The organism is Mycolicibacterium sp. lyk4-40-TYG-92 (assembly GCF_030209435.1).
Lineage (GTDB): Bacteria > Actinomycetota > Actinomycetes > Mycobacteriales > Mycobacteriaceae > Mycobacterium.
Map to the genome: position 1 here is coordinate 16,054 of NZ_JARVRX010000022.1, position 20,072 is coordinate 36,125.

At 67.8% G+C, this 20,072-nt stretch carries 21 protein-coding genes; 12 read left to right on the forward strand and 9 right to left on the reverse strand.

The features are described 5' to 3' along the window. The first annotated feature begins 1 nt into the window (after position 1). The 5 genes from bphC to QRN63_RS26810 all read left to right on the forward strand — a co-directional run bounded on the left by bphC (position 2) and on the right by QRN63_RS26810 (position 5,221). Positions 2-910 (forward strand): biphenyl-2,3-diol 1,2-dioxygenase, encoded by a 909-nt coding sequence (gene bphC / locus QRN63_RS26790; protein WP_285033928.1) that lies wholly within the window; start codon positions 2-4, stop codon positions 908-910. Next, positions 907-2,370 carry an FAD-dependent oxidoreductase gene (locus QRN63_RS26795; RefSeq protein ID WP_285033930.1) on the forward strand — a complete coding sequence of 488 codons (1,464 nt, stop codon included), beginning with the start codon at positions 907-909 and terminating at the stop codon, positions 2,368-2,370. Before bphC ends, QRN63_RS26795 begins: the two co-directional genes overlap by 4 nt. A gap of 250 nt (positions 2,371-2,620) precedes the next feature. Continuing rightward, positions 2,621-3,421: an IclR family transcriptional regulator gene (locus QRN63_RS26800; protein WP_073695215.1), complete on the forward strand. Its 801-nt coding sequence runs from the start codon at positions 2,621-2,623 to the stop codon at positions 3,419-3,421. After that, entirely contained in the window at positions 3,418-4,335 is a 918-nt protein-coding gene (gene lipP1, locus QRN63_RS26805; RefSeq protein WP_267316947.1) for a LipP1 family hormone-sensitive lipase, read from the forward strand. Before QRN63_RS26800 ends, lipP1 begins: the two co-directional genes overlap by 4 nt. Positions 4,336-4,366: 31 nt before the next feature. After that, positions 4,367-5,221, forward strand: coding sequence for an SDR family oxidoreductase (locus QRN63_RS26810; protein ID WP_285034004.1), 855 nt, complete (start codon positions 4,367-4,369; stop codon positions 5,219-5,221). Here the strand turns inward: QRN63_RS26810 and QRN63_RS26815 are convergent. Beyond that, positions 5,218-6,147: an AraC family transcriptional regulator gene (locus QRN63_RS26815; protein WP_285033934.1), complete on the reverse strand. Its 930-nt coding sequence runs from the start codon at positions 6,145-6,147 to the stop codon at positions 5,218-5,220. The genes QRN63_RS26810 and QRN63_RS26815 overlap by 4 nt on opposite strands. Positions 6,148-6,228: 81 nt before the next feature. On the opposite strand from QRN63_RS26815, the gene QRN63_RS26820 reads away from it, so the two are divergent. Together QRN63_RS26820 and QRN63_RS26825 are read left to right on the forward strand one after the other, a co-directional pair. Further along, a complete protein-coding gene (locus QRN63_RS26820) occupies positions 6,229-6,741 on the forward strand; it encodes an anthrone oxygenase family protein (RefSeq protein WP_267316945.1) in 513 nt (170 codons plus the stop codon). A 69-nt stretch (positions 6,742-6,810) separates the two neighbouring features. Next, positions 6,811-8,241 (forward strand): amino acid permease, encoded by a 1,431-nt coding sequence (locus tag QRN63_RS26825; protein ID WP_285034005.1) that lies wholly within the window; start codon positions 6,811-6,813, stop codon positions 8,239-8,241. A gap of 7 nt (positions 8,242-8,248) precedes the next feature. Here the strand turns inward: QRN63_RS26825 and QRN63_RS26830 are convergent, their stop codons facing one another. Beyond that, positions 8,249-8,833 (reverse strand): TetR/AcrR family transcriptional regulator, encoded by a 585-nt coding sequence (locus QRN63_RS26830; protein WP_267316944.1) that lies wholly within the window; start codon positions 8,831-8,833, stop codon positions 8,249-8,251. A gap of 70 nt (positions 8,834-8,903) precedes the next feature. Between QRN63_RS26830 and QRN63_RS26835 the strand changes: the two genes are divergently transcribed. Together QRN63_RS26835 and QRN63_RS26840 are read left to right on the forward strand one after the other, a co-directional pair. Further along, positions 8,904-9,845 carry an SMP-30/gluconolactonase/LRE family protein gene (locus QRN63_RS26835; protein ID WP_285033936.1) on the forward strand — a complete coding sequence of 314 codons (942 nt, stop codon included), beginning with the start codon at positions 8,904-8,906 and terminating at the stop codon, positions 9,843-9,845. Positions 9,846-9,929: 84 nt separating this feature from the next. Beyond that, positions 9,930-10,712: an SDR family NAD(P)-dependent oxidoreductase gene (locus QRN63_RS26840; RefSeq protein ID WP_285033938.1), complete on the forward strand. Its 783-nt coding sequence runs from the start codon at positions 9,930-9,932 to the stop codon at positions 10,710-10,712. Positions 10,713-10,782: 70 nt separating this feature from the next. Here QRN63_RS26840 and QRN63_RS26845 read toward each other — a convergent pair whose 3' ends face one another. The 3 genes from QRN63_RS26845 to QRN63_RS26855 are packed head-to-tail and all read right to left on the reverse strand — an operon-like array spanning position 10,783 to position 12,996. Continuing rightward, positions 10,783-11,583, reverse strand: a complete 801-nt coding sequence (locus QRN63_RS26845; RefSeq protein ID WP_267316941.1) for an SDR family NAD(P)-dependent oxidoreductase — start codon at positions 11,581-11,583, stop codon at positions 10,783-10,785. 4 nt (positions 11,584-11,587) lie between these two features. Beyond that, positions 11,588-11,866 (reverse strand): ferredoxin, encoded by a 279-nt coding sequence (locus tag QRN63_RS26850; RefSeq protein WP_267316940.1) that lies wholly within the window; start codon positions 11,864-11,866, stop codon positions 11,588-11,590. Continuing rightward, positions 11,866-12,996, reverse strand: a complete 1,131-nt coding sequence (locus QRN63_RS26855; RefSeq protein ID WP_285033939.1) for a 3-ketosteroid-9-alpha-monooxygenase, oxygenase component — start codon at positions 12,994-12,996, stop codon at positions 11,866-11,868. Before QRN63_RS26855 ends, QRN63_RS26850 begins: the two co-directional genes overlap by 1 nt. Positions 12,997-13,181: 185 nt before the next feature. Between QRN63_RS26855 and QRN63_RS26860 the strand changes: the two genes are divergently transcribed. Then, complete coding sequence (locus tag QRN63_RS26860) at positions 13,182-14,846, forward strand: 3-ketosteroid-delta-1-dehydrogenase (RefSeq protein WP_502888200.1); 1,665 nt, start codon at positions 13,182-13,184, stop codon at positions 14,844-14,846. 3 nt (positions 14,847-14,849) lie between these two features. Here the strand turns inward: QRN63_RS26860 and QRN63_RS26865 are convergent, their stop codons facing one another. Together QRN63_RS26865 and QRN63_RS26870 are read right to left on the reverse strand one after the other, a co-directional pair. Then, a complete protein-coding gene (locus QRN63_RS26865) occupies positions 14,850-15,245 on the reverse strand; it encodes a DUF2237 family protein (protein ID WP_267316937.1) in 396 nt (131 codons plus the stop codon). Positions 15,246-15,248: 3 nt separating this feature from the next. Next, positions 15,249-15,731 (reverse strand): PTS sugar transporter subunit IIA, encoded by a 483-nt coding sequence (locus tag QRN63_RS26870; protein WP_285033943.1) that lies wholly within the window; start codon positions 15,729-15,731, stop codon positions 15,249-15,251. 137 nt (positions 15,732-15,868) lie between these two features. Here QRN63_RS26870 and QRN63_RS26875 point away from each other — a divergent pair, with 137 nt between their 5' ends. Further along, complete coding sequence (locus QRN63_RS26875; RefSeq protein ID WP_285033945.1) at positions 15,869-17,416, forward strand: PTS transporter subunit EIIC; 1,548 nt, start codon at positions 15,869-15,871, stop codon at positions 17,414-17,416. Between the two features lie 20 nt (positions 17,417-17,436). Here the strand turns inward: QRN63_RS26875 and QRN63_RS26880 are convergent, their stop codons facing one another. Together QRN63_RS26880 and QRN63_RS26885 are read right to left on the reverse strand one after the other, a co-directional pair. After that, entirely contained in the window at positions 17,437-18,105 is a 669-nt protein-coding gene (locus tag QRN63_RS26880; protein ID WP_285033946.1) for a PadR family transcriptional regulator, read from the reverse strand. A gap of 60 nt (positions 18,106-18,165) precedes the next feature. Continuing rightward, a complete protein-coding gene (locus QRN63_RS26885; protein WP_267316935.1) occupies positions 18,166-18,699 on the reverse strand; it encodes a TetR/AcrR family transcriptional regulator in 534 nt (177 codons plus the stop codon). A 148-nt stretch (positions 18,700-18,847) separates the two neighbouring features. On the opposite strand from QRN63_RS26885, the gene QRN63_RS26890 reads away from it, so the two are divergent. Beyond that, a complete protein-coding gene (locus tag QRN63_RS26890; RefSeq protein ID WP_285033948.1) occupies positions 18,848-20,056 on the forward strand; it encodes a cytochrome P450 in 1,209 nt (402 codons plus the stop codon). The last annotated feature ends 16 nt before the right edge of the window (positions 20,057-20,072 follow it).

Consider the following 20,072-nt stretch of genomic DNA (forward strand, 5'->3'; position numbering starts at 1 on the left):
CGTGACTGATCTGAAGAGCCTGGGCTATGTGAAGGTCCAGACCGCCGACATCGAACGCTGGCGCCAATTCGCTTTCGACGTACTGGGTTTCGCGAAAGGTAGCGGCCCCGACCCTGATGCGCTGTACTTGCGGATGGACGAGCGCACCGCGCGCATCATCGTGGTGCCGGGCGACGCCGACCGCATCGTCACCGTGGGCTGGGAGGTCCGCGACGGCGCCGCGCTGCGCCGGGTGCAGGCCACCCTGGACGGCGCCGGCGTGCCATGGAAGCAGCTGTCCCTCGAAGAGGCCGACGCCCGCCGCGTCGACGAGGTCATCGCCTTCGTCGACCCGGGCGGCAACGATGTCGAGGTGTTCCACGGTGCGGTGCTGGACCACAGCCCTGTGGTCACCCCGTTCGGTGCCCGCTTCGTCACCGAGGGCCTCGGGCTCGGCCACGTCGTGCTGCCCGCGCAGGACGCCAACGGGTTGACCGCGTTCTACACCGATGTGCTGGGCTTCCTGCCCCGCGGCGCCTTCCGAGTGCCCGCTCCCCCGGAGTTCGGTCCGTTGCGGGTGCGGTTCCTGGGCATCAACGAGCGGCACCACAGCCTGGCAATCTGCCCGGCCGCGACGCTGCGCGACCCGAAACTGATCCACCTCATGGTCGAGGTCGACACGCTCGACGCCGTCGGGCAGGCGCTCGACCGCGTGAACCGGGACGGCTTCCAGCTGTCGTCCACGCTGGGGCGGCACACCAACGACAAGATGGTGTCGTTCTACGTGCGGTCGCCCGGCGACTGGGACATCGAGTTCGGCACCGAGGGCATGAAGGTCGACGAACGGTATTACACCGCAGAGGAAATCACCGCCGACAGTTACTGGGGCCATGAGTGGATGGGCGTTCCGCCGCGGGCGATGCTGCCATGAGCGCCGCGCTGTCACCGGTCCCGGCATCGTCCATCACCTCGTGGGATGACGAGGCCGACGTCGTCATCGTCGGTTACGGCATCGCCGGTGCGGCCGCCGCGGTGGAAGCCTCGGCAGCCGGCGCCGACGTCCTGGTCGTCGAGCGCACCGGCGGCTGGGGCGGCGCTGCCGCCATGGCCGGTGGGTTCATCTACCTCGGCGGTGGCACCGAGCTCCAAAAAGCCTGCGGTTTCGAGGATTCCGTGGAGAACATGGCCGCCTTCCTGAAGGTGGCCATGGGTCCCGGCGCCGACGCCGAACGGATCGACGACTACTGCGCGGGTAGTGTCGCCCACTACGACTGGCTGGTGAGCTGCGGCGTGCCGTTCAAGCCGGTGTTCTGGGGCGAACCGGGTTGGGAGCCACCGAGCGACGAGGGCCTGATGTTCACGGGCGGCGAAAATGCCTTCCCGTACAACACGATTGCCACTCCCGCGCCGCGCGGTCACGTGCCGCAGATGACCGACAAGGTCGCCGGCGAGCGCAGTGGCGGCTACATGCTGATGAAGCCACTCGTGGAGACCGCGACGGCGCAGGGCGTCCGGTCGGTCTACGACACCGAGGTGCAGTCGCCCGTCACCGATGCCGACGGCCGGGTTGTCGGCATCGTCGCGCGCCGGTACAGCGACACCGTGGCGATCAGGGCCCGCCGCGGCGTGGTGCTGGCCTCGGGCAGCTTCGCCTACAGCGACGCGATGGTCGCGCAGTACGCGCCCCGCATCGCGGGCCGTCCGGCGGCGAGTATCGAGCAGCACGACGGCCGGGCGATCCGGATGGCGCAGGCGCTCGGCGCCGACCTGGCGCACATGGACGCCACCGAGGTGGCGTTCTTCTGCGACCCGCAGCAGTTGGTCCGCGGCATCCTGGTCAACGGCTTCGGTCAGCGCTACATCGCCGAGGACACCTATGCCGGACGCATCGGCCAGCAGACGCTGTACTACCAGGACAACACCGCCTATCTGATCATCGACGGCGATGCTCAGGAGGAGGCCATGGCCGCGACCTCGGCGACGCCGTTCCTGCGGCGCCCGGCCACCTGGGTGTGCGAGACGGTCGCCGAACTCGAAGCCGAGATCGGTCTGCCCGAGGGCGTCCTGCAGCACACCGTCGCCTACTACAACGAGCATGCCGCGCGCGGCGAGGACCCATTGCTGCACAAGAAGCCGCAGTGGCTGCGCCCGATCGGGTCCCCGGTCGGTGCGATCGACCTGCGCGGCAGCACCGGAGGGTTCACCCTCGGTGGCCTGCTGACCACGTTGGACGGCCGCGTACTGCACGTCGGCGGCGAGCCGATTCCCGGGCTGTTCGCGGCCGGCCGGAGCGCGGCCGGCCTGGCTGCCTGGGGTTATGCCAGCGGCGTTTCCCTCGGCGATGGCAGCTTCTACGGGCGTCGTGCCGGGAGGTCCGCGGCGCAGAGCTGAACCAGTCCGGCGTGTCGCCACCGCGCGTGTCGACACCATGACGATCCCGCAGCCGTGTCCCAGATTTGGGTCATGAGCTGCAGAATCGACACACGAGGCGTCCCTTGCCAGCCCGGCTCGGGGCGCCTCGTCGTGCATATATTCTCCCGCGCTCCCGCGAAATGTGTGACAAGCCCCACCGCCATGTGATACAAACAGGCATATTACTAATAGTAATATCTACACGGAGCAACGGAGCTTGGAGGCCGACATGACAGCAGCAGTCGAATCCACCACCCCCAGCGCGGTCATCGACCGGGTATCGCTGGTCCTCGACGCGTTCGACGGCCCCGGCCGCCTGACCCTGGCGCAGATCGTGCGCCGCACGGGTCTGCCCCGCTCGTCTGCCCACCGGATGCTGGAGCGACTGGTGCAGCTGCGCTGGCTGCGCCGCAACGGCCGCGACTACGAACTGGGGATGCGTCTGGTGGAGCTCGGCTCGCTGGCCGTGCACCAGGATCGCCTGCACCGTGCCGCCGGCCCGCTGCTGCATGAACTGCATCGCGCCACCGGCCTGGTCGTGCACCTTGCGGTGCTCGACGGCGGCGACGTCGTCTACCTGGAGAAGGTCGGCAACGGCATGATGACCGTGCTGCCGTCGCGAGTGGGTGGCCGCCAGCCGGCGCACTGTACCGCCGTCGGCAAGGCGATCCTGGCCTACAACCAGGACGCCGAGGTCGACCTCATGAGCCGCAAGACCAAGTACTCGATCGCCAATCGCGCCCAACTCGCCACCGAACTGGCCAAGGTCCGCTCGCACGGCGTCGCCTTCGAGCGCGAAGAGTCGGTGCCCGGATTCGGTTGTGTCGCAGCGCCGATCGGCCGCCAGGGTGAGGCCGTCGCCGCCGTCTCCGTGTGTGGTCCAATGAACCGCATGGCCTTCGAACAGCTGACCGCGCCGGTGCGCATGACCGCCATGGGCATCTGGCGCAACGCCGAGGATTCCCGTGTGGCACCGACGCTGCAGCCGATGCGCCCGCTGCGCATGGGCCCGGCGCTGCAGTACGCGTGAGTCTCGACGCACAGATCGCCGGTCTCCTCGAGGCACTCAACGGCGGCTTTCCCGACCTGCCGAACATGACCGGCGCGCAAGCGCGCGCTGCCATCCGCGCACGGTTCGTCGCACCTGCCGAACCCGAGGCGGTCGGCTCCGTCACCGATACCCAGGTCGACGGCATCGGCGTCCGAATCTACCGCCCCAGCAGGCGCAACACAGAGGACGGACTTCCCGTTTTCGTCTTCGCGCACGGCGGCGGCTTCGTCTTCTGCGATCTGGACTCGCACGACGGTCTCTGCCGCAGCTTCGCGAATTCGATTCCTGCCGTGGTGGTTTCGGTCGACTACCGGCTGGCGCCCGAACATCGGTGGCCGGCCGCCGCCGAAGACGTCTACACCGTGACCCAGTGGGCTGCCGCGCATGCCACCGAACTCGGTGGCGACCCGACGAAGCTCGTGGTCGGTGGCGACAGCGCCGGCGGCAACCTCTCCGCCGTCACCGCGCTCATGACCCGCGACCGCGGCGGTGCGCCGCTGGCCGCGCAGGTACTGCTCTACCCGGTACTGACCGCCGACTTCACCTACGGCTCGTACCACGAGTTCCGCACCGGCTACTACAACACCACCGCTGCCATGCAGTGGTACTGGGACCAGTACGTGCCCAACACCACTGACCGCGAAAACCCCTATGCCGCACCACTGTCCGCATCCGTCGAGGGCGTCGCCCCGACCGTGCTCGTGGTCACGGGCTACGACCCGATGCGCGACGAGGCCCTCGCCTACGCAGAGGCACTGCGCGAGGCAGGCGTGCCGGTGACCGAGCTGTACTACGGCGCCATCCACGGCTTTCTGACCATGCCGGTGCTCGACATCGCGCACCGCGCCCGTCGCGACGTGGCCGACGCCGTGACCAAGTTGCTCGCCGACTAGACGCGAGCACCGAACAATCGAGGAGATCATCATCGGCACCTACGCTGTTACCGGTTCGGCATCCGGCATGGGATACCAGGCGGCAGAGCAATTGCGCGCCCAGGGCCACACGGTGATCGGGGTCGACCTCAAGGACGCCGAGATCATCGCGGACCTGTCGACCGCCGACGGTCGGCGTACCGCCGCGACCCGGGTACTGGAGCTGTCCGAAGGCACGCTCGACGGTGCCGTGCTGGCCGCCGGGATCGGCCCCGGGGCCGGCGCCGACCGCGCCCGCCTGATCGCCCAGATCAACTACCTCGGCACCGTCGACCTGGTGACGGCCTGGCGCCCGGCACTCGCCGCCGCCGGCAACGCGAAAGTCGTTGCGCTGGGCAGCAACTCCAGCACGACGGTGCCCGCGGTCCCCCGCCGCGCCATCCGCGCCCTGCTGGCCGGTGACGCCGACCGCGCGGCCCGGGCCGTGCGCTTCTTCGGCGGCGGCGCCTCCGCGCTCATGTACGCCGCGTCCAAGATCGCCGTGGCCCGCTGGGTCCGGCATACCGCGGTGACGGCCGACTGGGCCGGGCGCGGCATCCGGCTGAATGTCCTGGCGCCCGGGGCCATCATGACCCCGCTGCTGCAGGCCCAGCTCGATTCACCGCGTGAGGGCAAGGCCGTGCGCGCCTTCCCGATCCCGACCGGCGGCTTCGGCGATCCCGTGCACCTGGCCAACTGGATCACCTTCATGCTCTCGGACTCTGCCGACTTCCTGTGCGGCAGCGTCATTTTCGTCGACGGCGGTACCGACGCCTACTTCCGGCCCGACGGCTGGCCCAAGAGCGCCCCCGTGCGCGACATTCCGCGGTATGTGTGGCGGCACCGCCGCTTCGCCAAGACCCGTTAGGGAGACGCGGCGCGGATTGCCTTGGGGCTCATGCCGTAACGGCGCTTGATCGCAGTGCTCAGCGCGAAGGCGGTGCCATAGCCGACGCGGCCCGCAACGGCTTCGATGGTGGCGTCGGACCCGCGCAGCAGGTCGACGGCCAGCGCCAGGCGAATCTCGGTGAGCAGCGCCATCGGCGGCTCGCCGACGAGTTGGGTGAATCGCCGCGCCAGTGCCGCCCGCGACAGCCCGACCTCGGCGGCCAGCGATCCCACGGTCCAGGGATGTGCCGGATTGTTCTCGATGAGCCGAAGTGCCGTGCCCACCTGCGGGTCCCGATACGCGCGATACCAGGCCGGCGCCTCCTCACGGGAGAACCAGCTGCGCAATGCCGCGATGGTGAGCAGATCGAGCATGCGGTCGAGCACCGCACCTTGGGCCGGCTCGTCGCGCGACATCTCGTCGAGCAGCAGATCGACCAGCATGCTGTTGACCTCGCCCCGCCGGACCACCACGAGCGGCGGCAGCGCGGTCAGCAGCCGCCGGCAGACCGCCCCGACTTCTTCGTAGGCCCCGGTGATCAACAAGGTCTCCGCGTCGGGGCGGGTGCCCCAGCTGCGGATACCCAGACTCAGTGCCTCGCACAGTGGTTCACCATCGACGGTCGTGGTGACCTGCCCCGGGTGCACGACGACTCCGGGCGCGGTGGCCACGTCGTCGGCGACGGTATAGCCGTCGGGCCCCCGGAAGATCGCGATGTCACCTGCCTCGAGCCGCCGGCCGGCGGCATTGTCGGGCAGGACGGCGGCCGCCCCGCGGGCGACCACCACGATGGTGAGCGGAGCCTGGTCCTGCACCCGCAACGACCACGGCGGGTCGAGCAACGACCGCATCAGAAATGCGCCACGCGCACGTGGCCCTTCCAGCAACCCCGCCAGGGCGTCCACAGGGAAAGCGTAGACGCTCACGTATGGAAGTGAGCCTTTTGGCGATGGATCGTCCAGACCTGAAGTCAATACGGTCAGCACATGACATTCACCAAGCTCCCCCAGCCACTCGGCACGACGGCGCTCATCGTCGCCCTGTTGTCCTCCGGGCTGCTCGCCGGCCTCTACTACGCCTACGCGGTGTCGGTGATGCCCGCACTCGGCGCGTTCGACGACCGGACCTTCATCGACGTCATGAACAAGATCAACGTCGTCATCGTCAATCCGCCGTTCCTGCTGACCTTCCTCGGCTCGGTCGGCTTCAGCGCCCTGGCCGGGGCGTTCTTCCTCAAGCCCGGCGCCCGCCCCGTCCTGGTCTGGATCGGCATCGGCTTGGCCCTCAACATCGCCAGCCTCGCCATCACGTCGGTGATCAACGTCCCCCTGAACGACAAGCTCGCCACCGCGGCCGCGTCGACCAATCCCGCCGATCTCGCGTCGCTCCGCGAGCAGTTCGAGTCGTCGTGGGTGCGCTGGAACATTATCCGAGCGCTGGCCAACACCGCGGCCACCGGCGTCCTGGGCTGGGCCCTCGCCGTGCCGGTCCGCGGTTGACGGCTGATTTGCGCACGGTGACCACAACCATGGGCCGGCGCGCAGAACTGCGGCATCGTCGCGTCGGTGGTGAGTTCAGAGATCAAGGCCAGTGATGCGCAGCTGGCGAAAGGCCTGCGGCGCAGGCATTTGAACCTGATCGCCCTCGGCGGGGTGATCGGCGCCGGGCTGTTCGTCGGCAGCGGTGTCGTGATCGGCAGTGCCGGGCCCGCGGCCATCGTGTCGTTCCTGATCGCCGGCATCATCACCCTGCTGATCATGCGGATGCTCGCCGAGATGGCGGTCGCGCAACCAGTGGTCGGTTCGTTCTACGTCTACGCCCGGCAGGCGCTCGGGCGCCGTGGTGGCTTCGTCACAGGCTGGATGTACTGGTACTTCTTCGTCATCGTGGTCGCGGTCGAAGCCGTTGCGGGCGGGCGCATCCTGCATCTGTGGCTGCCCGCGGTGCCGCTGTGGGTGCTCAGCCTCGGCCTGATGCTGGCCCTCACCGCAAGCAATCTGGTCTCGGCGCGCTCGTTCGGCGAGTTCGAGTACTGGTTCTCGTCGGTGAAAGTCATTGCCATCGTGGTGTTCCTGGGCATGGGCGCACTCTGGATCTCCGGCCTGTGGCCGCACTCCACACCCGGTCTGGCCAACCTCATCGATCACGGAGGCTTCGCTCCGCTCGGCTGGGGCGCGGTGCTGGCGGCCGTGGTGCCCTGCGTCGCGTTCTACACGGGCGCCGAGATCGTCACCATAGCCGCAGCCGAGTCCGACGAACCCGAGCGTGCGGTGACGCGGGCGATGAAGTCGATCGTGTTCCGCATCATCGGGTTCTACGTGGGATCGATCCTCGTGGTTGTGGCCATCCAGCCGTGGAACACCAAGAGCGTGAGCATCAGCCCCTACGCCTCGGTGCTCACCGTTCTGGGCATCCCCGGCGTCGCGACGATCATGAACTTCATCGTGCTGACCGCCGTGCTGTCCTGCCTCAACTCGGCGCTGTACACGACCTCACGAATGCTGTTCGCGCTCACCACCTCCGGCGACGCTCCGCGGTTCTTCACCAAGCTGTCCCCCAGTGGCGTCCCGCGCCGTGCGATCCTGCTGGGCACCGCCGTCGGCTACGCATCGGTCGCCGCGACCTACGTGTGGGGCGACGTGGTGTTCAACTTCCTGATCAACTCCTACGGCGCCGTCGCCTTGTTCGTCTACCTGATCATCGCGATATCGCAGGTCGTCCTGCGGCGCCGGATCGAGCGGACCGCCCCGGGCACGCTCAAGCTGAAGATGTGGCTGTTCCCCTGGTTGAGCTACGCCACCATCGCCCTCATGGCCACTGTCATCCTGGCGATGGCGTTCCTGCCCGACACCCGGTCCCAGTTCCTGATGAGTGGTGTCACCCTGGCCGTCATCCTCGTCTCGTTCGAGGTGGTCCGGCGGCGCACCCCAGCCGAGCCCGCAGCCCCGGTTCCGCTCGGCGACAACAGCCGCGTACCGGTCGACGCGGTCGACAACTGAACCGAGGTCACTGCCCCGCTGCGAGGATGCTGATCGCGATATCGGTGGCCGGGCCGATGACACTTTCGATGTCCAGGTCGTCCTCGGCGGTCTGGGCGGCCAGCTCGCGCACACCGGCCAGCAGCATCACGGCTTTGGGCTTGGTGATCGGCGGCAGCCCCGCACGCTGAAATCCCGGATTGGCGGCGAGTTCGCCGAGCAGCGCGGCGAGTTCCGCGAAATTGCGCCGCTGAATCGGGCGGGCGGCCGCCCCCAACGCGGGCAGGTCGCGGATCCAGCTCAGTGAAATCGCCGGGCGCGCAGTCAGATGCGCGATGTAGGCGGTGAACATCTGGCGAATCTGATTGTGCCAGTGCGCATCTGAATCGACGGCCTGCCGGATGTCGGCGACCAGATCGTCGGTCACCGAGGCCAGCAGTGCCAGGTAGCACTCCTGCTTGTTCGCGAAATACAGGTAGAAGGTGGTCTTGGAGGCCTGCGCCACCCGCACGATGTCGACCACGGACGTCGTGGCGTAGCCACGTTCGGCAATCAACGTGGCAAGGGCGTCCACGAATCGCTGACGGGCGTCGTCATCCTCCGTGTTGCGCATGGCAGTACGTTATCGTACTGTCCCCTGACGTGCGAGTACGAGGTCGTACTCAGAGATGGGGAAGACGATGATGAGTGATGCGCGACGCCGGAGACGCGGCGCCGTCGCCCGCCTGGCGTCGACCGCGGCGGTGGCACTGACGGCCGTTGTCGGTGCGGCGCCGGTACCGGCGTCCGCCGTGGCGATCACGCCCTGCCCCTGGCGTGCCACCACCGTCGCGAGCGGGCTCGGTTCGCTGGAGAACCTCGGGTTCGACGGTGCGGGCACCATGCTCGTCTCGCGCACCGTCGGCAGTTCGGGGCAGCTCTACCGCCTCACCCCCGACGGCACGGGCAGCACCCTCCTACCGAATGTTGCTGCGCCGGGCAGCATCACCGTCGCCGACGGGGCGGCCTACTTCACCACCGGTAACAACTTCCTGTCCGGAATCTTCGGCAACAAGAACGGCAGCATCGCGCGCGTCGACCTCGGCACCGGCGCACCGACGACGATCGCAACCAAGCTCACGATGCCCAATGGCATGGTCCGCTTGCCCGACGGTTCGTTCGTCGTCTCCCGCAACATCGGCTGGACCACCGGACTGACCAGGATCAGCGCCGACGGCACCCGCGAATCCCGGCTCGCGCCCGCGGTGACCATGGCCAACGGCCTGACATACGACCCCGCGCGGGGCACCGTCATCGCGTCGATGGACCTGCACCCCGTCAGCACCCTGGCCCTCGTGGACATCAACGACCCCGCCCACATCCGCACCGTCGACCTCGGGTTGTTCGGCTTGTTCGGGTTCCCCGATGACCTCACGGTCGGCCCCGACGGCCTCATCTACCTGGCGATGGACGGCGGCGACATCGTCCGCATCGACCCCGATCGGCACGCCGCCTGCATCCTGGCCTCGGGTCTGTTCGGCAGTACCTCGGTGCGCTTCGGCGCGGGGCCCGGCTGGGACCCCCACGCGTTGTACAGCACCGATCTCTTCGGCACCATCCGCAAACTCACGCCGACCACCGGTTGAGATGACATCCCAGTGACCGGACCACGGCCGTCCAGTACGACACGGGTGCCGCAAGAATCCTTCGGCAACGAAAGGACTTGCAGCATGGATAGATTCAGCGACCGCAAGGTCATCGTGACGGGCGCCGGGTCGGGTATCGGCCAGGCCACCGTGGCCCGCCTGCTGGACGAGGGCGGCACCGTCGTCGCGTGCGACATCTCCGCCGAGGGACTGGCACGGACCCGGGACGCCGCCGAAAAGGCCGGCACCGCAGCACGTCTGACGACCACCGTGCTCGACATCTCGTCCGAAGTGGACGTCATCAAGGGCGTCGATACCGCTATCGCCGACATGGGCGGCCTGGACGTCCTGGTCAACGTGGCCGCGATCGAAACCTGCTCGCACACCCACGAAACCACCCTGGCCGACTGGAACCGCATCATCGCCGTCAACCTCACCGGCACCTTCCTGATGACCCGCCAGGCCCTGCCGGCCCTGCTGGCGTCGGGGCGCGGTGTGGTCATCAACTTCACCTCGACCTCGGCGAGCTATGCCCACCCCTACATGGCGGCCTACTCCGCCAGCAAGGGCGGCATCCTGAGCTTCACCCACTCGCTGGCGCTCGAATACGCCAAGCAGGGCCTGCGCGCCGTGAACATCCAGCCCGGTGGCGTCTCGACCCCGCTGGCCAACGGCACGTTCGCCAAGATGCCCGAAGGCACCGACTACGGGCTGTGGACCAAGCAGGTCCCCATGCTCAACACCGGCAACGACGCGAACCTGGGCGACCCCAGCGCGGTCGCCGCGGTGGTCGCCATGGCCGCGTCCGACGACGGCGCCTTCCTCACCGGCACCGAGATCCGGATCGACGGCGGCGCGCACTGCTAGTACTTCCGCGGGTGTCCAGTTGACCAGCGTCCGATTTGTCCGCTCAGCGGACTGAGTCCGACTCGTCCGCTCAGCGGACGACCACCTCGCTGGGCACCCGCGGATCACCAAGCATCGCCCGGTGCGACGGCGGCGTGCGGCCGTCGACATCGGTGATGCCGTAACGCTGGGCCTCTTCCGCGGCGATCACGGTCTGCCCGCTGATGCCGTCCAGATCCGGGTCCTGGTACAGCGCGTTGATCACATGCCCGATGAACTCCGGCGTCTCGAAATTACCTGCGGCCTTGGCCAGCGTCTCGGCGTCGAATGCCTGCTTGAACTTGTCGGTGAGCAGGATGCCCATCCAGATCGACAACGTCGACACGCCCGTGCCGTGGAAGTCGACGGCCATGTCGGCGGCCATCTTGTCCACACCGGCTTTCTGCGCACCGTAGGCAGGGCCGTGCATGTAACAGACGCCGCCCGGCGACGAGGTGAACGCGATCAGGCCGCGTCCTTGCGCCACCAATAGCGGCGCGGCGTGCCACGACGCCACGTACGCCGACCGCAGGCCGACGTCGAGCACGTCACCGAGGCCGATCGGCTTCTCCCAGAACGGCTTCGGGTCGACGAGGTTGTCATGGACCACCGCGGCGTTGTTGACCAGCAGGTCGAGCCGGCCGGCCTCGTCGGCAACCCGCGCGAACAACGCGGCCACGGCTTCGTCGTCACGGTGATCAACTGGAACGGCGATGCCGCCGTCGCCGGGATCGGTGACGGTACGGCCCGTCAGGTACACCGTCCAGCCGTCGGCCACCAACGCGGCGGCAATGCCCTTGCCGGCACCCCTGCTGGCACCGGTGACGACCGCGACCCGCTTCTCTGCGCTCATGCGGCTATGGTGCCACGCCCAGTTCGTCCTGAACGACGTGCACGACACCCGCCGTCACCGCGTCGGCAATGGATTCCCTCAGCTGGCCGCAGGCCAGGAAGATCCGCCCCGGCAGGCACTCGGCCCGCCGGCGCTCCTCACACCTTGCGGCCGACTCGCGCGTCCACTGCACGCTGGTCTGCTGCCAGCTGCCCTTGCGCGCCAAAACCTCTGCGCCACAGGCACGGCACGCCACCGGCACCATCGGCATATCGGCCAGCCGGATGTCGGGCCGCGCAGTCATCAGACCGACTCCGCGGCCCGTGCCGCGATGTTGGCTTCCATCTCCCTGGTCCACGCCTCACGCGGAACGGTGGTGTCCAGTTCGTATTCGAAACGGTCGGTCATCTCCGGCACCACATCGGCGACGTCGACGTAGAACTGCTCGTACCACCGGCGTAGCTGGTAGACGGGGCCGTCCTCTTCGACCAATAACGGATTGTCGATGCGGGCCTTGTTCTTCCAGATCTGCACGTCCTGCTCGAAGCCCTGCTTCACCCAGTCACCGAGCGCGTGTGCCGTCGCGACGGCTGCGTCCTCGGGCAGACCCGCCATCTTCTTCACGATGATTCCGTACTGCAGCACAAAGGAATTCGCGTCGATCGGGTAGTGGCAGTTGATCAGGATGGTCTTGTGGTCGGCTTCCGGGTAGTGGTACGTCAGGTCGTCGATCATGAAGGACGGTCCGTAGTACGACGCCACCGACGTCGAACCGAGCATCTTCGCGCCCTCGGTGCCCTGCATGTCCTCGCGGCCGCCACCGTTCATGTACTGCGTCGCGACCTCGCCTTCGAAGATGTTCTTGAAGTGCGACGGCACCGAGCCGTGAATGTAGAAGAAGTGCGCCATGTCGACGACGTTGTCGATGATCTCGCGGCAGTTGACGTTGACAACCGTGGTGTACCAATGCCAATCGGTCCACTCATCGCTGCCCGCCTGTTCGATGCGCGGGATGTAGACGTCCGCCGGCGGGGCGCTGCCCTCGGGGTCGTTCCAGATGAACAACATCCCGTCCTGCTCGAGGGTCTCCCACTTCGCGGTGCGCGCGAGCCGCGGCGTGCGCTTGGCGTACGGCACCAGCTTGCACCTGCCGTCGCCACCCCAGCGCCAGTCGTGGAACGGGCAGGCGATCTCATTGCCCTTGACGGTGCCCTGGCTCAGATCACCGCCCATGTGCCGGCAGTAGCTGTCGAGCACATTGAGCCGGCCGTCCGCACCGCGGAACACGACGAGCTTCTGCCCGAAGGCCTTGATCGAGTGCGGTTTGCCGTCACCGAGGTCCTTGGTCAGGCCAAGGCAGTGCCAGCCGCGGGCGAACCGGGTCGGCGCTTCACCGGCTTCGATCTGGCGAACATCGACATCCTCCACCGACATCTGATGACCATCCTCACATTGAAAACTGGGCTGCAGTTTGATGTTTCAGGTCTAACAGCAACGGGGCGGGCAATGCACGTGTTCTCCCGCTGGCAGGGACGTCGGAGGCCGGAAACCCGTCTGCCGCAATACGCTTAGCGGCCGTGACGACATCTGCCGCGGCCACGATTCCGGCCGGCCTCGACATCACCGACACCACCGTCGATCTGCTGGTGATCGGTTCCGGCACCGGCCTGGCCGCCGCGCTGAGCGGCCACGAGTCGGGCCTCAACGTCCTCGTTGTCGAGAAGGCGTCCGACGTCGGCGGTTCGACCGCGCGCTCTGGTGGCGCCCTCTGGCTGCCGACCACTCCCCTGCTGACCGACAAGGGCACCCCCGACACCGCCGACCGCGCCTCGACCTATCTCGACGCCGTCGTCGACGGGACCGCACCCGCGGCCCGCTCCGCCGGCTTCCTGCAGCACGTCAATGCGACCGTCGACATGCTGAGCCGCACCACTCCGATGCGCCTGTTCTGGGCCCGCGAGTACTCCGACTACCACCCGGAGCGGCCCGGCGGCCGCGCCACCGGGCGCACGTGCGAATGCCGCCCGCTCAACGCCCGCGTACTCGGCCGGTACCGGGACCGGTTGCGCGGCGGTGTCATGGAGGTCAAGGTCCCGATGCCGACGACCGGCGCGGACTACAAGTGGATGAACCTGATGACGCGGGTGCCGCGAAAAGGGTTGCCGCTCATCGCAAAACGGCTCGCACAGGGCGTCGGCGGCAAGCTGCTGGGGCGCGAGTACATCGCCGGCGGCCAGGCCCTGGCGGCCGGGCTGTTCGCCGGTGTGCTGCAGGCCGGCATCCCGATCTGGACCGACACCGCGCTGGTCCGGCTGACCGGCGACGGCCGGCGGGTCGCGGGTGCGGTGCTGTCGCACGACGGCCGCGAGGTCACCGTCACCGCCACGCGCGGCGTGGTGCTGGCGGCCGGTGGCTTCGACCACGACATGGCGATGCGCCACAAGTATCAGTCCGATTCGCTCGGCGACCACGAGAGCCTCGGCGCCGATTCCAACACCGGTGAGGCCATCCGGGCCGCCACCGATCTGGGTGCCGCGACGGCGTTGATGGACCAGGCCTGGTGGTTCCCGGCGGTCGCGTCCGCGAACGGCCGTCCGCCGGCCGTGCTGCTGGCCGAGCGCTCGCTCCCCGGATCGCTCATCGTCGATCAGGACGGCAGGCGCTTCGCCAACGAGTCGACCGACTACATGTCGTTCGGCCAGCGCGTCCTCGAACTCGAGCGGGCCGGCACCCCGGTCGAGTCGATGTGGATCGTGTTCGACCAGAAGTACCGCAACAGCTATGTGTTCGCCGCCGGGTCGTTCCCACGGATGCCGCTGCCCAAGTCCTGGTACCGGGCCGGTATCGCCGCCAAGGCCACCAACTTCGCCGACCTGGCGGCGCAGATGGGTGTCCCGGTCGCCGATTTCGAGTACACCATGACGCGGTTCAACGAGAGCGCGGCCGCCGGCATCGACCCCGACTTCGCACGCGGTCTCAGCGCCTACGACCGGTACTACGGCGATCCGACCGTCACGCCGAACCCGAACCTGCGCCCGCTGGTGAAGGGTCCGTTCTACGCGGTGAAGATGACGCTGAGCGACCTCGGCACCTGCGGCGGCGTGGTGGCCGACGAGCGCGGCCGGGTGCACCGCGAGGACGGCGGCGTCATCGAGGGGCTGTACGCGCTGGGGAACACCGCGGCCAACGCCTTCGGCGCGGTGTACCCGGGCGCAGGCGCGACCATCGCGCAGGGCCTGGTGTACGGCTACATCGCCGGACGGGATGCCGCCGGCAAGCTGTAGCGGTCAGAGACCGCCGAGGCCACCCAGATCGTCGGGCACATCGACGGCGTACGCGCTGAGCACCTCGAGCGGCACGACCTCAAGGGTCCGCTCGTGCGTGGAGGCGAGCACCACCGGTGCCGCGTATCCGTCGTTGTGCGCCCGCAGCCAGTTCACCGCGGTCACGCACCAGCGGTCACCCGGCGAAAGGCCCGGAAAGCGGTATTCCGGCATCGGCGTGGACAGGTCGTTGCCTATCGAACGCTGGTGCGCCAGGAACTCGGCGGTCACGACCGCACAGATGGTGTGCCGGCCGGCGTCCTCGGGTCCGGTCGAGCAGCAGCCGTCGCGGTAGAAGCCCGTCAGCGGTTCGGTGCCACACGGGTCCAGCGGGGCACCGAGCACATTGCGATCTGCCACCGCTCAATCCTGCCTTACCTTGTTCGCAGTGAAGAGGATTGCCCCGCAATCGATGTCCGCACCCGCGGCAACCGCGGCGGACAAGGTCACGTTCTCCGGCACGCGTTCGTCCATGACCACAACGGCCACAACGGGATTGAGCCCCCTCGCCTCGACGGAGGGCACGTCGTAGCCGATGACGAGCTGCCCCGCGGTGACGTCGTCACCCTGACTGACATGAGCCGTGAAGCCATCACCGTTCAGCGTGACGGTGTCCAGACCGAGGTGCACGAGAACGCCCACGTTGTCGGGCGTCACGACGACGTAGGCGTGTGGCATCAGTTTCACGAGCCTGCCGCTGACCGGGGCGACCGCCTCGATCACCCCGCGCGGCGGGTCGATCGCGGCGCCGTAGCCGACCATGCCCGCAGAGAACACGGGGTCCGGGACGTCCTCGAGCCGAACGGCACGCCCAGCGACCGGGGCGAGAACTGGCGTCTGACTCACTGTCGTATCTCCTCTGCTCTTGCGCACCAACAATACGAGCGCCGCCGAACGCCCTCTCACCGGCGCATGTTCTCGTCTAAGCTTCCGCACAACCTGCGCGCCGAGTGGCGTTTTTGCGGCAGAGAAGGGTCTCGCAGATGAACGACACAGCGAAAATCGCAGGTGCACAGGAAAAGTCGGACCTGCGCATTCCCGGCTTCGCTCAGCTGCAACGGCTCGGCAAGAGCCTCATGTTGCCGATCGCGGTGCTGCCCGCGGCAGGAATCCTGCTCCGTCTGGGCCAAGATGATCTGCTGGGCAGGATCAAGGCTCCCGTCATCGGGCCGTTCGTCCACGCGATGAGCGCTGCCGGCGACGCGATATTCACCAATCTCCCCCTGTTGTTCGCCGTCGGTGTGGCCATCGGGTTCGCCAGGAAGGCGGACGGCTCGACAGCACTGGCCGCCGTCGTCGGCTACCTCGTGGTGCAGTCGGTGTTCAAGACCATGTCGCCGGTCGTGCTCGCCGGCGAGGTCGACAAGGCAGGCGCCCAAGCCCAGATCAACTACAGCGTGTTCGCGGGAATCGTCGTCGGCTTGCTCACCGCGTGGCTCTTCGACCGCTACCACACCATCCAATTGCCCGCGTACCTCGGATTTTTCGGGGGCAGGCGGTTCGTCCCCATCGTGGTGTCGGTCGCCTGTCTGTTCCTCGCGTTCGCGATGAGTTACTGCTACCCGCTCTTCGATGCGGGCCTGACAGGCCTGGGCAAGTTCATCGGCGGCTCGGGTGCCTTCGGCGCCTTCGTGTACGGATTCGCCAACCGCATGCTCATTCCGCTGGGCCTGCATCACATCCCGAATTCCTACGTGTGGTTCCTCTACGGCGACTACCAGACTCCCGACGGTCACGTCGTCACGGGTGAACTCACGCGCTTCGCCGCGGGCGACCCGACCGCGGGCATCCTCACGTCGGGGTTCTATCCGGTGCTCATGTTCGGCCTGCCGGCCGCGGCTCTCGCGATGATCCACGTGGCGAACAAGAAACAGCGGAAGGTCGCCGTCGGCATCCTGTCGGCCGCCGCGCTGACCGCGCTGCTGACCGGGGTGACCGAGCCACTCGAATTCTCGTTCATGTTCGTGGCGTTCCCGCTGTACGTCATCCACGCCGTGCTGACCGGGCTGTCGTTGGCGATCGCCTATCTCCTCGACATCCACCTCGGCTTCTCCTTCTCCGCGGGGCTGGCCGATCTCCTGCTGTACGGCACCGCCCCCGCCGCGAAGAACATCCCCCTGCTCATCGGCATGGGCGTCGTCTTCTTCGTCGTTTACTACGTGCTGTTCCGGTTCGCCATCACGAAGTGGAATCTGCGGACCCCGGGACGGGAACCGGAAACCGAATTCGAGGCGGAGGAGCAGGCGAACCTCGGCGAAGGCGCGGACTCGGCCACCGCGGTGGCCGCCGGCGGCGCGGCAGTGAGCAGGCCGGAGCAGGTGATCGCGGCGTTCGGCGGCCGGGACAACCTCGTCGCCGTCGATGCGTGCATCACGCGGCTGCGCATCGAGGTCGCCGACAAGAGCAAGGTGGATCAGGACCGGCTGAAGAGTCTGGGTGCGGCAGGTGTCATCGAGGTCGGCAACAGTGTCCAGGCGGTTTTCGGCACCGGCGCCGAAGCCCTGAAGAACGACATCGCCGAGATCCTCTAGCGACGGCACCCGTGCCGTCGCTAGACGTCGTGCCGGCCCTGAACCTCGCGCTCGACCTCGCGCCACAGACCCGGCATCGAACGCGGCAGGCCCGCAACGCCTTTCGCCGCGGTCTGCAGCACCGCGTCGGCGTCGTCGATGTCCTTCATCAGTTCGAGCGCCAGTTCCCGCTCGGCGGCGTAGTACTTGGCCGCCCAGCGCAGCGCGATCACCGAATATGCCCACACCGGCTGAGCCTTGGCGCCATCGGAGTCCTCGGCGGCCTGCCGCTCCATGGCCTCGCAGTAGGCGACGTGCTGCTCGAGCAGTTCCCGCAGCCGGGTCGGGTTGCTCAGGTGACCGAATGTAACCCGCAGCAGCACACTGTGTTTGAGCACCGGAGGGTCGACGGGAGCGTTGTTGGTCCAGTCGGTCACGGCGGCCATGCCGGATTCGGTGATCTTGTACAGACGGCGCGTGCGCAGACCTTCGTCCTGCTCCACGCGGGACTCGAGATAACCAAGTCCCTCAAGCTTTTTCAGCTCGGTGTAGATCTGGCTGTACGACGGGCTCCAGTAGTAGAAACCGACGCTCCAGTCGATCCACTTCTTGATGTCGTAGCCACTGAGTTCCTCTTCGTACGACAACATGCCCAGCAGCGTCCAACTCGTCGCCGCCAGCGACGGTTTGCTCTGCGGCTTGCTTGCCATCTGCTTAGCCTAACAATCTATTGCCTCTAAGGCCCCAGTCATGACCGCCTGTCGGGACAGTCATCGACGGACCACCGGCGGGGCTACAGCAGCCACATACCGGCGGACCACCAGCTCTTCGGCCTTTTCATCAGCCAACGGCCAACACAGCAACGACAACACAACCCGCACGATCCAGTCCGCGAGAAGCGGATCCGAGGTCCCGGACAGCTCGGCTGCCGCCTGCGCGAGCCGCGGCGAGTCGAAGTCGACAAGGGCGCCCGAACGCACCAGACCCGAAGCCAGCGGGTCCGCGCGGACCACCCGCACCGCCGACAGTACGGCGGCCGCGATCCGGTCGGGCCCGGTGCGCCCGGCCACCACCTGGGCGACCTCCTGCCCGACCCGCATGATCGCCCGCACCAACACGCCGTCGCGCAGCGCCTGTTTACCGCCGACGTGCCGGTACACCGTGGCGCGCGAACAGCCCACGCTCGCGGCGACGTCATCGATGCTCAACCGGTCCAGGCCCCGGGCGGCGGCGCTCGCCGCCGCGGCGGCATAGATGCGTTCGACGCCCGCATCGCGGCGATCGGCACCGATCAGCCAGTCCATGCAGCTGATACTAATCCACTGATTTGTCTCACAGCGAGACGCTTTTTCTGATTCCGTCTGCGTCGCCCCAGCTTGCGAACGGTGCGTGAGACAGCCGAATTCCGGCCTTGACATGCCGGTGCAGGAGACCAAAGCTCAAGGCGTGCAAATGGTTTCAGATCTACTCAGCCCGTCGACGCTGGACGATCCATATGACTGTTATGCGCAGCTTCGCCTGGCCGGTCCGGTGCACCGCGTGCCGGGCACCGACTTCTATCTGGCCACCACGTGGGATGCCGTGCAGGAAGCCGTCAGCCGCCCGGAGGATTTCTCCTCCAACCTGACGGCAACCCTGGTGAATGCCGGAGCGCAGACCGGCACGGTTCGGCCGGGGACCTTCGACATGGGCGCCGTCGACACCGCGGGGCATGTCCTCGCCACCGGCGACGACCCGCGGCATGCGCACGAACGCAAACTGGTGCTGCCGGCCCTGGTGGCCAAGCGAGTTCGGGCGCTCGAACCGGCGATCACCGACATCGCCCGGCAGTTGTGGCAGGACGCGGCGGTGGACGGCGGCATCGAGTGGATGGCCGCCATCGGCGACCGCCTGCCGATGACGCTGGTGGCCAGGCTCATCGGGTTACCCGACGACGACGTGCCGCAGCTGGTGCAGTGGGGTTACGGCAGCACCGAACTGCTCAGTGGCGTCTTCGACCTCGATCACATCGCCACCGCGGTCGAGACATCGGCCCAACTCGCCGGCTACCTGTACGCCAAATTCTCTGACGCGCAGGCGAATCCGGGCGACGACCTGCTCGGCGACCTCGTGCGCGCGGTGGCCGAGAACGCCGTCGCGCCCGAGGTGGCGGTGCTGATGCTGGTTCAGCTTGTCGGCGCCGGCGGCGAATCCACCGCCGGGCTGATCGGCAACGCCGCGCGGCTCCTCGCCACCCATCCGGACGTCCAGGAACAGGTGCGCAGCGACCCGCAGCTGGTGCCCGCGCTGCTGGAGGAGACATTGCGACTGGAGTCTCCGTTCCGCAACCATCACCGGCACATCCGGCAGGACACCACGCTGGCGGGCGTTTCACTGCCCAAAGACGGGCATCTGCTGCTGCTCTGGGGGTCTGCCAACCGCGATCCGGCGGCCTTCGACGAACCCGACCTGCTGCAGCTGGGCCGGCCGAACCTGCGCAATCACCTGGCATTCGGGAAGGGCCCGCATTTCTGTGTCGGCGCGGCCCTGGCCCGCACCGAGGCGCGCATCGGGATCACCATGCTGCTCGAGGCCACGAACTGGTTCGAGCTCGCCGACGCCGAATGGGTGCCCAGCCTCATGGTGCGCCGGCACCGGCGCCTGGAGTTGCGCTACCGCTGACCGTCCCGCAGGGCGC